Origin of the sequence: Marinobacter sp. DSM 26671 (assembly GCF_900112835.1) — a bacterium.
Taxonomy (GTDB): domain Bacteria; phylum Pseudomonadota; class Gammaproteobacteria; order Pseudomonadales; family Oleiphilaceae; genus Marinobacter; species Marinobacter flavimaris.
In genome coordinates, this window is sequence record NZ_FONF01000005.1 from 110,330 (window position 1) to 122,980 (window position 12,651).

The window sequence follows — 12,651 nt, forward strand, 5'->3', positions numbered from 1 at the left end:
GACGATTCTACGTCATCGCCTGTGACAAGCAAGTGACAAAAAGTCTGACACATTGGTTTCAGGGACTTGCGGCGGTAAAGAATTGTTAAAGAGTAGAGGATGCAAATATTGCCAGCCGCAACAGCAAGAAGGCAGTTGGTTTTTTCACACCATTTCAGCTTTTCAGAGCCGAGACAGGGACCCTTACCGTTTGTTGCTTTTGCATAAAGCTGATCAGCACGATTGCACGCGCCTCGCCATCGTAGGACTGGAAGATGGCATTGATACCCTCAAACGGCCCTTCATTCAGCTGCACGGCCTGCCCTGGCTTGATGCCGCCCAACTCGGCCACCGAGTCGAGGCTCTCTTTTATATGCTGAATTACAGCATCGCCGATGGGTGCGGGTTTGTTGGCAAAGCCCACAATGCGAAGGACTCCCCGGGTGGAGCGGAGCTTCGACCACATCGGGTCACTCCGCTCCAGGTTTACAAACAAATACCCGGGGAACAACGGCTCCAGTTTTTTCGAGCGCTTTCCACCCTTGATTTTCTCGACACTGATTTTTGGGTAAAAGCAGTCAATCTCCTGATTCTGGAGGTTTTTAAGGGCGCGATCCCCCTGCGCGGGCTTATACTGAAGTGCATACCATGTCATGACTGCAGAAGGTACCAGCTTCCCGCTGCAATGAAATACGGATTTAACACATCTTTTTTACCATATTTCAAAGGCTTGCCATCAACTGTTTGAACTTTCCCACCGGCCGCCACCAGCACGGCCTGCGCGGCGCCTGTATCCCACTCGCAGGTTGGTCCCATACGTGGGTATATATCAGCGTGTCCCTCTGCGATCCTGCAAAACTTGAGCGAGCTGCCAGCCTGCACCAGTTCGTGCTCACCGAGCTTATCGATAAACGCTCTGGTTTCCGGGTTCAGGTGGTTCTTGCTGGCCACCACACGTTTTACGTCTTTGGGCTCCGCCACCCGAATTCTGTGAACTTTGCCTGTGCGATCGCGCATATGGGCGCCCTCGCCGACCACACCCCAATAGGCTTCTTTCAGAGCCGGAGCGATGACCACGCCCATAACCGGCTCACCATCCTCTATCATGGCGATGTTGACGGTGAACTCGCCTGTACGCTGGGTGAAATCCTTGGTGCCGTCGACAGGGTCCACCAGCCAGAACCGGCGCCAGTGCTTACGCTCTTCCCAGGGGATATCTTTGCCTTCTTCGGAAAGGATGGGAATGTCCCGGCTTATTCTGCGCAAGCCCTGGGTTATGATGTCGTGGGCGGCGGTGTCTGCAGCGGTAATGGGCGAATCGTCTGTTTTGTAGCTCACCTTGAAATCAGACTGGTAGATATGCAGAACCTTCTCGCTGGCTTCGTCTGCTACCTTTATGACATCCGGGAGGATGGAGCTGTAATGCATGTGATTCGCTTCCTGCTTCAGATCAATTTGGGAGCAACAAGTTGGGGTCAGATGAACTTTTCATCTGACCCCAACTTCATAAGCTTATAATATCATCTATAAAAGAGGGGTCAGAAGAAACCTTTCTTCTGACCCCGGCTTCACCAGTAAAAGGACTCCAACATGAGACTTCGCTTCCTTGGGGGCACAGGAACAGTCACGGGCTCCCGCTACCTGCTTTCAGATGAGAAGCATCGGGTGCTGGTGGATTGTGGAATGTATCAGGGCGTCAAGACCCTGCGCCGGCGCAACTGGGCGAAGTTTCCTGTGGATCCCTCCACCATTGATGCGGTGGTGCTCACCCATGCCCACATTGACCACTCCGGCTACCTGCCAGCCCTTGTGAAAAAAGGCTTTAAGGGCAAAGTTTATTGCACCAAAGCCACCCATGAACTGTGCAAGGTTCTGCTGCCAGATGCCGGCTTTTTGCAGGAGGAGGATGCGAAATACGCTTTTCGCAAAAAGTTCTCCAAACACGAAAAACCGGAACCGCTGTTTACCGAGAAAGATGCCTGGGAAGCCCTGAAGCACTTTGAGTCCCTTCACTACCACGAGACATTCGAACCGGTGAAAGGGTTCCAGGTAACCTTCACGCCAGCGGGGCATATTCTGGGCTCATCCTGTGTGCACGTTCATCACAAAGACGCAGACAGAACGGTTGTGTTCAGCGGAGACGTAGGGCGGCAAAATGACATCATTATGCGCCCGCCGGAGCCCCTAAAAAAAGCGGATGTGCTGCTGTGTGAATCCACCTATGGAGATCGCGCCCACGGGGAGACAGATCCGGAGGCCGAGCTCGCAGAAATCATTACCAAAACGGCTGGCCGTGGCGGCATCGTGCTTTTACCAGCGTTTGCTGTTGGGCGGGCGCAAATGCTGCTCTATGTGATTCACAAGATTATGGGCGACGGGAAGATTCCCAAACTGTCTGTATTCCTGAACAGTCCCATGGCCATTAAGGCTACGGAGATCTTCTGCAAACACCATAAAGAGCACAAGCTCAATGCCGCCCAGTGTGAACTCATTGATGAGCAAACCAAGTTTGTTCGCAAAGTGGAAGAATCCATTGAACTTGACGCCGTGCGTTACCCATGTGTGATTATTTCCGCCAGCGGTATGGCCAGTGGTGGGCGGGTGCTGCATCACTTGAAAACGCTGCTACCCAATCCTCGGAACAGCATCGTTTTTGCTGGCTTTCAGGCACCGGGTACTCGCGGGGATGCATTGGTGAATGGTGCGGAATCGGTGAAGATTCATGGTGAGTACTGGCCGGTGAAGGCCGAGATTCATAATCTGGATTCACTCTCTGCGCACGGGGATTACAACGAGATCCTGGCTTGGCTGGAGCAGGGCTCTCTCAAACCTGAAAAAGTATACGTCACCCACGGTGAGATAGTTGCGAGTGACGTTATGCGTAAGAAGATACGTGACAAATTTGGCTGGAATGTTGAGGTGCCGGAGTTGTTTGAAGAAGTCGAAGTCTAAGCCTCCTTCAAATCACTGTGCAAGACCCGGGGCTAAACTCGTCGCTCCATCTTGATGCAGCAGAAGGGTCAATGACGCATTGCCACGACCCAGCACTACTTCGCTCAAACCGAACAATAACCCTTGCAAGATTTGGGTGAGCGTTGCCCCCCAGCGTCACCTGAATGTGACCTGACCCGTCAGCATTGACAAAACCGATGTCGGTAGCAGCGCTTCCATTCGTGAGCGGAGATGGAACATAGCCGAGATCCGTATTTGCGACAGAACCCCCATTGGCCACCTGAACCTCAAAGGCCGACTTATAGATAGCCAATTCTCCAACTGCCCGATTTAGCTGCGTTTTCAGCAGGCTGTTTTGATAAGAGGTAAATGAAGTGCCAGCAATAATGCCGATAATGGCAATGACAATCATAAGCTCAATTAGTGAAAAACCGGCGCTTTGTTTATGCATATTAATTTCATCACTAAAGTCAATAAAATTCAGTGTTTTGAACCTTGCAGAACCTAAAGCAAATAAGGAGCCAGAACCTTGCTCCATTAATTTTGATTCCACTAACTGAATCTTCTAACAGCTACTCGAACACACAGTTTTTCTTCATAGCCGTTGAATCAGCGTTCGGGCGCTACCCAATTAGATACACCTCGCAGTATGCAATCAGAGAAATCAGTTAATTCTCCCTGATCTTCAAGCGAATTTAGCTCTATGATTCCATTTTGTATCGCAGCGACTGAATCTGGATATAAAGTAACGGTTTCTTCGATGTACTTGCAGGACTCTTCATAAGACTTAAAAACCGTAGACAGAACTGAAACTCTCACACGGAAAAGTGGATAGGGGCGCCACTCTGACAATTCCTCAAAACGTTTCAAGGCACGATCACCACCTGCTTCAAGCGCAGGAAATCGTGCAGCCATAACGAGCATAGGGCCATAACCAATAATTCTGTTTCTACTCAAATCATCCAATGCCCAAAGTTCGTCTAAATCCACGCTATCCTTATACATTATTTTTATGGTTTTTACCGCGTCGTTCGCAATGTATAGCGCAAGCGGGCTCATGATTAGCAATATTAGAAACAGAATTGTTCTTGGAACAGTCCGTGACGACCAGACAAACTCATAGCACTTATCTATTGAAGCGATAGAAAACAAAAAAATCCCTAAAAAAGGCAAATACCAGAGAGAGAACTCCACGAGGCTGTGGAAAAGAAAAAAAACCAGCACTGAAATAGGGAAAAATTCATTTAAATTATAAAAACCGATTGTAGATCGGTAAATTAGATTCAAAACATAAGCCAACGGAATCAAAACAGCGAAAATTCCTACAACACCCCATTCAACGTAAAACATTATGAAAATATTGTGAGCGTGGTTCCAAATTGATCCGTTTCCTTGAGGCCCCGACTCAAGCTGTGCACGATTACTGAAGTCTCCATATCGACCGAGACCGTTGCCAAAAACAACACTATCTGGATAGACACCAGAGAAAACCTTTCCCCACTCGTCGAGACGACCACTACTACTCACAGACTTCATTCGGTCAGCGGTGATATCGGGATCAATGCGGTTCACAAAACCTGATTCTATAAGTGGCGCACTTATAATTGCGTCGATTCGCGGAACTATCGAAATGGAAAAAACACCCAAAGCCACCAGAATAAATACAGATCTCAAGGGGGGAGTGACAACAGAATCATTCGACTTGACAACAAAATACCTCAATCGAAATACGTAAAAACAACACAAACATGTCAACAGAAAGAAGTTGATTAAAAAGGCTCGGCTTGCTGTAAGCGAGGCCGCATAAAACAATATCAAAAACAAAAAAATGGAAAGCCTGAATGATACCTTTTCTTTCAAATACACCAAATACCAGAGAGAGGAGATCCCACTCAAAATTAACAGCCCCATCAAATTAGGCTGTCCAAAGGGGCCTATTAATCTATTTCCATCAACAGAAATCCATGGAATCAAGAATTTTAGAATACCATAATATCGAGCAAGCCCGACAAGAACAGCCAACACTGATATTGTCAATACCGAATATGAGAAACCAAGAATAAGTTTTTCGCGCCCATAATAATTCGCAAGACCTGCCCCACTTACAAGAACGAAGAATGCGAGCACAAAACTTATCGAATAAAGGTAGTAAGAATACTGCGGCCCGTCATTACTTAAGAAATAGACGATAAATATAGCCACAAGAGGTATTAGCAAAAGCGAAATTTTAGGCACATATGCTACTTTATCATTCTTAAAAATCGCAACCATTAACAAAGCGACTATCGAAACACCAGCCAAAAAGTCGCGGGTGAGATCCTGGAACGGATATAGTCCGACCGGAAACAGAAAGGATAAAGACGCAATCACGAAAAATATAAACATATTTACCTAACCGCTATAACGTACTAAAAAAGGGCGCCGAAGGCGCCCTTATTTAACTCAACATCATCCCGAATTAGGGAGTAAATGTACAACCAGCCGGTGCGTAGGAATCTTTAAAGGTACCAACGCTATTACCGTCAACAGTACAAGTCCAAGAGCCGTCGGCCGCGCGAGTAAGTGTGATCACGCCGGTTGCAATCGCTGTGCTGGCATTCTGACCAAGAGTGCCATCGAGGTCGCCTGTACCACCTGTGAAGTCAATGGTGCTAGCAGTAGTTTCGGTGGTCAGATTGGAACCTGTAAAACCGAGATCCGCGTAGGTGCCGGTGGTGAGACCGCGAGACAAGCGCTCTTCAACAGCTGTGCGCAAGGAGGAGATCTCGCTGTAGGCACGGTTTACTTGAGTACGCGCAGTGTAGTCCTGATATTGAGGAATGGCGATTGCTGCGAGAATACCGATGATAGCTACGACGATCATCAGTTCGATCAAGGTGAAACCCTTTTGGGCATGATTCATTTGGATATTTTTCATTATCGACCTCTGTGTTTATCGTTGATCAACTCTTCGTGGCCCGGGCCCGGTGGAGTCGTGCCCCGTGACCGGCGATTTGAGCCTGCAAGATAATAAGCACTGCTTGTGCCAACTTTCTTTCAACTGCCAAAAATTAAAAATATTGCATTATAAACAGAGCGTTAAATTAACTTCTTCCCCCACTTGAGCCTCCACGCGGTCGAAAAACCAGATGCCCGATGACGTCACTCGGTGACAAATTTTGTCAGCTCGGATTGCTCTTGCTCTCAGAATGAAATGAGGGCGGAATCCAAATAAAGCTTTGTTCTGACCCCGTTGCAGGCCATATATCAAATGGGGACCTTCCCAAACCCGGACTGGCCATCTAAACTCACTAGAATTGACCAAACATGGGTTTCAATAACTTAGGCTGCGTTTCTTACTTAATTTATGTCTACCAATAAAAGCAATATCACGCTTACGGGCCTTGCGAGGCGCTTCGTGGATGACGGGCTTCTGGACGAAGCAACGGCAAAGGATGCGTTTTTACAAGCATCCCAGAACCGAATTCCCTTAATTACATACCTCACGCAGAACAATCTCGCTGACAGCTCAAAACTGGCGTTTTCAGCGGCCATGGAGTTTGGCGTATCGGTACTGGATCTCTCTGCATTCATGCCTGAGATGATGCCGGAGAAGGTGGTAGATGAAAAACTGGTCCGCAAGCACAACGCTCTGCCTTTATACAAGAGAGGTAATCGCCTGTTTATCGCTGTCTCGGACCCGACCAACATCCAGGCGTTGGACGAGATCAAGTTCAATACGGGTCTAAGCACCGATGCGATATTGGTGGACGATGCCAAACTTCGGGAAGCCATCGACAAGTATCTGGAATCCCAGGACACCACCATGGGTGATCTTGATGACTCAGATCTTGAGGGCGTTGAAACTGAGGGAGGTGAGCAAGAAGATGAAGGTGCTGTTGTCACCAGTGAAGTCGACGACGCACCCATCGTAAAGTATGTAAACAAGATGCTACTGGATGCGATCCGCGGCGGAGCCTCGGATATTCACTTCGAACCCTATGAAAAAGTCTACCGGGTAAGATATCGCACCGATGGCATTTTGAAAGAAGTCTCCCGTCCCTCCATCAAGCTGGCTCCGAAAATTTCCGCACGCGTTAAGATCATGGCCCAACTGGATATTTCCGAGAGACGGGTGCCCCAAGACGGCCGGATCAAGATGAAGTTGTCAAAAACCAAGGCGATCGATTTCCGAGTAAACACTCTACCCACCCTCTGGGGTGAGAAGATCGTTTTGCGGATTCTTGATCCCAGCCAAGCGAAACTGGGCATTGATGTTCTGGGCTATGAGGAAGATCAGAAACAGATGTACATGGATGCCCTCAAACAGCCACAGGGGATGATTTTGGTGACGGGGCCAACCGGCTCCGGTAAGACGGTTTCTTTGTACACCGGGCTGAACATTCTAAACACCGCAGACATCAACATCTCCACTGCCGAAGACCCAGCCGAAATCAACCTGGAGGGTATCAACCAGGTAAACGTCAACACTCGGGTCGGGCTTGGTTTCGCTGAAGCACTTCGAGCCTTCCTGCGCCAGGATCCCGATGTCATCATGGTGGGTGAGATACGGGATCTTGAAACGGCAAATATTGCCATCAAAGCGGCACAGACCGGGCACTTGGTTCTCTCCACTCTCCACACAAACAGTGCCGCAGAGACTCTCACGCGGATGATGAACATGGGCGTACCCTCGTTCAACATCGCTACTTCGGTGAGCCTGATTATTGCCCAACGGTTGGGCCGAAGACTTTGCAGCTCATGCAAACAGCCCTTTGACGTTCCGAAAGACGTGTTATTGGAGGAAGGGTTCACACAGGAACAAATTGATACAGGCTTCACGTTGTACCGCCCCAAGGGCTGTGATAAATGCAATGGAGGATATAAAGGCCGCGTCGGGATATACGAGGTGGTCAAGATTACCGACGAGCTGGCGAACATGATTATGGAAGAAGCCAGTTCCATCAAAATTGCAAAGCAGGCTCAGGCCGAGGGCTTCCGTAACTTGCGCCAATCGGCACTTATAAAAGTGATCGAAGGCGTAACAAGCCTTGAGGAAGCCAACCGCGTGACGAAGGACTAAGCATGGCAGAGAAAGCACAGAAGCTGGAATCGTACGTTTGGGAAGGGAAAGACCGGAAGGGTAACAAGTCTAAGGGCGAGCTCACTGGCTCCAACCTGGCACTGGTTAAGGCTCAACTTCGTAAACAAGGGATCATTCCGGATAAAGTCAAGAAAAAGCCCAAGCCTCTTTTTGGTGGCAGCAAGAAAATTACCCCCTTCGACATTGCCATGCTGACTCGTCAGCTTGCGACCATGATGAAGGCTGGCGTGCCTCTGGTGCAGAGCTTTGACATTGTTGCTGATGGTTTGGAGAACAAGGGGCTTCAAGAACTGGTCATGAGTATCCGAAATGACATTTCGTCGGGTACCAGTTTTGCAGGCGCGCTGCGAAAACACCCAAAGTATTTTGATGATTTGTATTGTAATTTGGTGGATTCCGGTGAGAAAGCAGGTGCGCTGGAGCAGATGCTAGACCGAATTGCCACATACCTGGAGAAAACTGAACTTCTCAAGAAAAAAGTCAAGAAAGCCATGACTTACCCAATCGCGGTAATTGTTGTTGCAATCATTGTGACAGCGATTCTTCTCGTAAAAGTTGTGCCACAGTTCGAAAGTTTATTTCAGGGTTTCGGCGCGGAACTCCCCGTTTTCACTCAGTTTGTCGTCAGGCTCTCGGAGTGGCTGCAAAGCTGGTGGTTCGTGGTGTTATTGGGAATTGTGGGCACGATATTTCTGTTCAAAGAGGCCAAGCGCCGTTCACAGAAATTCTCTGATTTCGTAGATAAATATGTGTTAAAGCTGCCCGTTGTTGGAGAGATCCTCGATAAATCTGCAGTCGCCAAATTTGGCCGAGTTCTCTCTACTACGTTCGCTGCTGGTGTTCCGTTGGTAGACGCACTTGACTCTGTTGCTGGCGCGACGGGTAATGCTGTATACCGGGACGCCATCGACCGCATAAAGAACGACGTATCCAGCGGTACCCAATTGCAAGCTTCTATGCGCCAGCAGGATATCTTTCCAGTGATGGCTGTACAGCTCACAGCCATCGGTGAAGAATCCGGTAACCTGGACGAGATGCTGGCCAAGGTGGCGGAGCATTATGAAGCAGTGGTCGACGACATGGTCGATAACCTCACAGCCCTGATGGAACCAATGATTATGGCGGTTCTGGGTGTTCTGGTTGGTGGCTTGATCATTGCAATGTATCTGCCGATCTTCCAGATGGGTCAAGTTGTTGGTTAACGACCTGAAAAAGGGGTCAGATGAAGGCTTTCATCTGACCCCGAGTTCACGCTTTAAGTTGGGGTCAGAAGAAAGCGTTTTTCTAACCCCGAGTTCGCCTGCCTGATTTTCGGATAATTGATGATTACTCTGGACGCCTTTCTCGCCACTCCCTGGCTTCTTTTCCTCTCTGTCACCCTCGTTTCCCTCTGCATCGGCAGCTTCCTGAACGTTGTCATTCTCAGGCTGCCGAAAATGATGCACCAGGACTGGCGCTGCCAGTGCGAGGAATTCCTTGAGCTGCCTGAAACACAGCGAAAGGATGAAGAGCGGATCACCCTGTCCAAACCGGCCTCCACCTGCCCTTCTTGCGGCCATGGCATTCGCGCCTGGGAGAACATCCCTGTAGTAAGCTGGCTGGTTCTTCGGGGCAAATGCGCATCTTGCAAGGCGCCTATCTCGCCACGTTATCCAATCATTGAGGCGCTAACGGCGATTTTCTCGGTGGTGACCATTGCCGTCATCGGGCCGAACGAATCCGCCCTCTGGGCCTTGTTGCTGGTGTGGGCTCTGGTGGCCCTGACCGTTATCGATTTCGACACCCAGCTCCTACCAGACAGCATTACGCTGCCCCTGATGTGGCTGGGCCTCGTGTTGAATTATTTCGGCGTGCTTACGGATTTCAACAGTGCCTTTTGGGGTGCGGTGGCAGGTTATCTCTCTTTGTGGTCTGTTTACTGGCTCTTCAAGCTGGTCACAGGAAAGGAGGGCATGGGCCACGGAGACTTCAAACTGCTTGCCGCACTCGGCGCCTGGCTGGGGTGGCAGTTGTTGCCAGCGGTGATTCTGCTTTCCTCGGTTGTAGGTGCCGTTGTGGGTATCAGCCTGATGGTGTTCAAGAAGCATGGGCGGGAAGTTCCGATTCCGTTTGGGCCCTACCTCGCGACGGCGGGGTTGATTTGTCTGTGGTTTGGCAGTGAGATTCAGGCGTTCTGGTACGGATTCCTGGGAGTCTGATTCATGAAGATTGTTGGCCTTACCGGCGGGATTGGTTCCGGAAAATCCACTGTGACTCGCTTGTTTGGTGAGCACGGCGTGCACTGGGTGGACGCCGATGACGTTGCCCGTGAGGTGGTTGAGCCGGGAACGCCTGCACTGGAACGGATTTCAGAGCATTTTGGGAAGACCATCCTCACTTCTGAGGGTGCTTTGGATCGGGCGCAGCTTCGTGGGATTGTCTTTGAGAAGCAGGAAGAGCGTGTTTGGCTGGAGTCGCTGCTGCACCCGATCATCCGCGAGGAATTGATTCGGCAGTTGAACCCGGAAAACTACCAGCTTCCCTACGTGCTTCTGGTCTCCCCTCTCCTTCTCGAGACCGACCAGCATGAACTGGTTGACCGCATTATCGTGATCGACGTGCCTGAAGAAACCCAGATTGAGCGCACCATGGCCCGGGACACCAATACCCGTGAGCAGGTTGAGCGGATCATTGCGGCTCAGATGTCCCGTGAAGATCGGCTGGCGCGGGCGGATGAGGTGATTGATAATGACCGCCCTCTGGATGATGTAACGCGTCAGGTGCGGGAGCTGCATGAAAGGTTGCTGGTGGAATTTGGCTGACTGGTTTTTCCGCTATCGTTTTGCAGGTCTTGCGGCTGCACTCTTCCTGACACTCTCTTCCCCAACCCACAGCATCGAGCCGGTGTTTGAGGTTCGGGAGCGCTCTGTGACTGAGATTCTGTCCCCGGCCCAGCTCCCGATCGGCTTTTACACATTTGAGCCAGATGAATACTGGGCAGATCCGCTGGATTCCTACTGGCTCAAATTCAGCAACTGGGTGCTGCGGCAGGAGCGCCTTCACGGGCAGAAGATCCAGTCGGTTGGCCAGTGGGCAGACAGGACGCTATCTGGCAGCGCCCAGAGCCTCCCCAATAATGAGAGCTATCTGCGCGTTGGCTTTGCGACAGAATCCGAGTACGGCGATCCGGCACAGTTTGAGCCAGAGGCTCGGTTCCGGCTGGACATTCCCACTACCGAGCGAAAGCTGCGCCTCGTTATCGAAAGCGAAAGCGAGGATTTGATTCCTCTCGGGGAGCGTCAGCGGGACCGGCAGCTTACGGAGCCCGAGCGTTCCGATACGGAAGCCACAGGTGCTCTGCGTTACCTGACCCAGATTGGCGATGCCATCAACTTTTCCAACGACGTGGGTGTGCGCCTGCGACTTCCTCCAGACGCGTTCTGGCGGGCAACGGCTGAGAAACGTTGGCGGCTGGACGACAAGTGGATTCTGAACGCTCAGCAACGGTTCTATTATTTTCATCAGGATGGCTGGGGCGAGCGAACCTGGATTGGCGTTGGGCGCCCGGTGGGCAATGACTGGTATTTTCGCTCGTCTTCAGAGCTGGAGTGGGTGCACAACGACAAGGAATTTGTTGCGGCTCAGATATTCAGCATGCGTAAGCGCATGAATAACCGCTTGATTGTAACGCCCCGGCTGGGCGTACTTGGGGAAAGCAAACCTTCCTGGCGCACCACATCAGCGTTCGGGGATCTCACGTTCCGCTACCGTCTACACAGCAACTGGCTCTATGCGGAGCTGATTCCAGCACTGGAATTCCCGCGGGAGGAGAGCTTTAAAGACCGTGCTTCTGTGGTGTTTCGGGTGGAAATGTTTTTCTCCGGTATCATTGAGGATGATCGTTTGTAATGCCAAGACACCCCTCGAAACCCGCGACCGAGGCCCTTACTCTAACGCCTATCGCCATTACGCGCTCCTGCTTTCAGGACAAGTTCGGGGTGCCTCGACAGCCCGGGCTGACCCGTCATGCCCGGGCCGAGCTGATTATCCAGCCACCGTTTGACCGGGAAGATGCCTTCCGTGGGCTGGAGACCGCCAGCCACCTTTGGCTGACCTTTCAGTTTCACGAGGCGGTGCGGGCAGACTGGCGGCCCGTGGTGCGCCCTCCCCGGCTGGGCGGCAATCGGAAGATGGGTGTGTTTGCCAGCCGGTCTCCGTTTCGCCCAAACAGCCTCGGCCTTTCGGTCGTTCGCAATGAGGGATTGGTGCGCAAAGATGGACAGCTCATTCTCCGCATCAGTGATCATGACCTCATCGAGGGCACACCTATACTGGATATCAAACCCTACCTGCCATTCGCCGATTCAGTTCCTGAAGCGACATTGGGCTGGGCAGACTCGCCACCCACGGAAAAACTCGACGTGGTTTTTCTGCCGGAAGCGGAGGCCCAGATTGGCAAGCTGTCACCCGAAGAGTATCCGGAACTGCGAGCGCTGATCGAGGATGTGGTGGCTTACGATCCACGCCCCTCCTTTCGCAGAGGACGGGAAGAAGAGCGCATTTACGGTGCGCATCTGTACGATTTGAACGTGCGATTCCGATTCGTGAATGATCATTCACGGAAACGTGTCGAAGTGCTGACGGTCTGTTAAACTGCT

General features: G+C 50.9%; 12 protein-coding genes. 7 read left to right on the top strand and 5 right to left on the bottom strand.

All coding sequences use genetic code 11. The annotated features are described in order from the left end of the window. Nucleotides 1–154 precede the first annotated feature (154 nt). Nucleotides 155–634 carry a transcription/translation regulatory transformer protein RfaH gene (gene rfaH / locus BM035_RS07320; protein WP_092030947.1) on the bottom strand — a complete coding sequence of 160 codons (480 nt, stop codon included), beginning with the start codon at nt 632–634 and terminating at the stop codon, nt 155–157. Then, the gene (gene cysQ / locus BM035_RS07325; RefSeq protein WP_092030948.1) at nt 631–1,407 is read right to left on the bottom strand and encodes a 3'(2'),5'-bisphosphate nucleotidase CysQ; all 777 of its coding nucleotides are present in this window, start codon (nt 1,405–1,407) and stop codon (nt 631–633) included. Before cysQ ends, rfaH begins: the two co-directional genes overlap by 4 nt. A gap of 162 nt (nt 1,408–1,569) precedes the next feature. On the opposite strand from cysQ, the gene BM035_RS07330 reads away from it, so the two are divergent. Beyond that, entirely contained in the window at nt 1,570–2,931 is a 1,362-nt protein-coding gene (locus BM035_RS07330) for an MBL fold metallo-hydrolase (RefSeq protein ID WP_092030950.1), read from the top strand. A gap of 7 nt (nt 2,932–2,938) precedes the next feature. Here BM035_RS07330 and BM035_RS23120 read toward each other — a convergent pair whose 3' ends face one another. The 3 genes from BM035_RS23120 to BM035_RS07345 all read right to left on the bottom strand — a co-directional run bounded on the left by BM035_RS23120 (nt 2,939) and on the right by BM035_RS07345 (nt 5,848). Further along, nucleotides 2,939–3,469: a pilin gene (locus tag BM035_RS23120; RefSeq protein ID WP_302848261.1), complete on the bottom strand. Its 531-nt coding sequence runs from the start codon at nt 3,467–3,469 to the stop codon at nt 2,939–2,941. A 71-nt stretch (nt 3,470–3,540) separates the two neighbouring features. After that, nucleotides 3,541–5,316, bottom strand: a complete 1,776-nt coding sequence (locus tag BM035_RS07340; RefSeq protein WP_092030951.1) for an O-antigen ligase family protein — start codon at nt 5,314–5,316, stop codon at nt 3,541–3,543. A gap of 73 nt (nt 5,317–5,389) precedes the next feature. Next, the gene (locus BM035_RS07345) at nt 5,390–5,848 is read right to left on the bottom strand and encodes a pilin (protein ID WP_092030953.1); all 459 of its coding nucleotides are present in this window, start codon (nt 5,846–5,848) and stop codon (nt 5,390–5,392) included. Between the two features lie 429 nt (nt 5,849–6,277). Between BM035_RS07345 and pilB the strand changes: the two genes are divergently transcribed. From pilB to tsaA, 6 genes are all read left to right on the top strand, one after another. Beyond that, nucleotides 6,278–7,993, top strand: a complete 1,716-nt coding sequence (gene pilB / locus BM035_RS07350; RefSeq protein WP_092030954.1) for a type IV-A pilus assembly ATPase PilB — start codon at nt 6,278–6,280, stop codon at nt 7,991–7,993. A gap of 2 nt (nt 7,994–7,995) precedes the next feature. Further along, nucleotides 7,996–9,216, top strand: a complete 1,221-nt coding sequence (locus BM035_RS07355; RefSeq protein WP_092030956.1) for a type II secretion system F family protein — start codon at nt 7,996–7,998, stop codon at nt 9,214–9,216. A 120-nt stretch (nt 9,217–9,336) separates the two neighbouring features. Further along, nucleotides 9,337–10,212, top strand: a complete 876-nt coding sequence (locus BM035_RS07360) for a prepilin peptidase (RefSeq protein ID WP_092030957.1) — start codon at nt 9,337–9,339, stop codon at nt 10,210–10,212. A 3-nt stretch (nt 10,213–10,215) separates the two neighbouring features. Then, on the top strand, nt 10,216–10,815 hold the full coding sequence (coaE, locus tag BM035_RS07365; RefSeq protein ID WP_092030959.1) for a dephospho-CoA kinase: 600 nt from the start codon (nt 10,216–10,218) through the stop codon (nt 10,813–10,815). Then, nucleotides 10,808–11,902, top strand: coding sequence for a hypothetical protein (locus tag BM035_RS07370; RefSeq protein WP_092030960.1), 1,095 nt, complete (start codon nt 10,808–10,810; stop codon nt 11,900–11,902). Before coaE ends, BM035_RS07370 begins: the two co-directional genes overlap by 8 nt. Beyond that, nucleotides 11,902–12,645 (top strand): tRNA (N6-threonylcarbamoyladenosine(37)-N6)-methyltransferase TrmO, encoded by a 744-nt coding sequence (tsaA, locus tag BM035_RS07375; protein WP_092030962.1) that lies wholly within the window; start codon nt 11,902–11,904, stop codon nt 12,643–12,645. The genes BM035_RS07370 and tsaA overlap by 1 nt, the downstream gene beginning before the upstream one ends. The last annotated feature ends 6 nt before the right edge of the window (nt 12,646–12,651 follow it).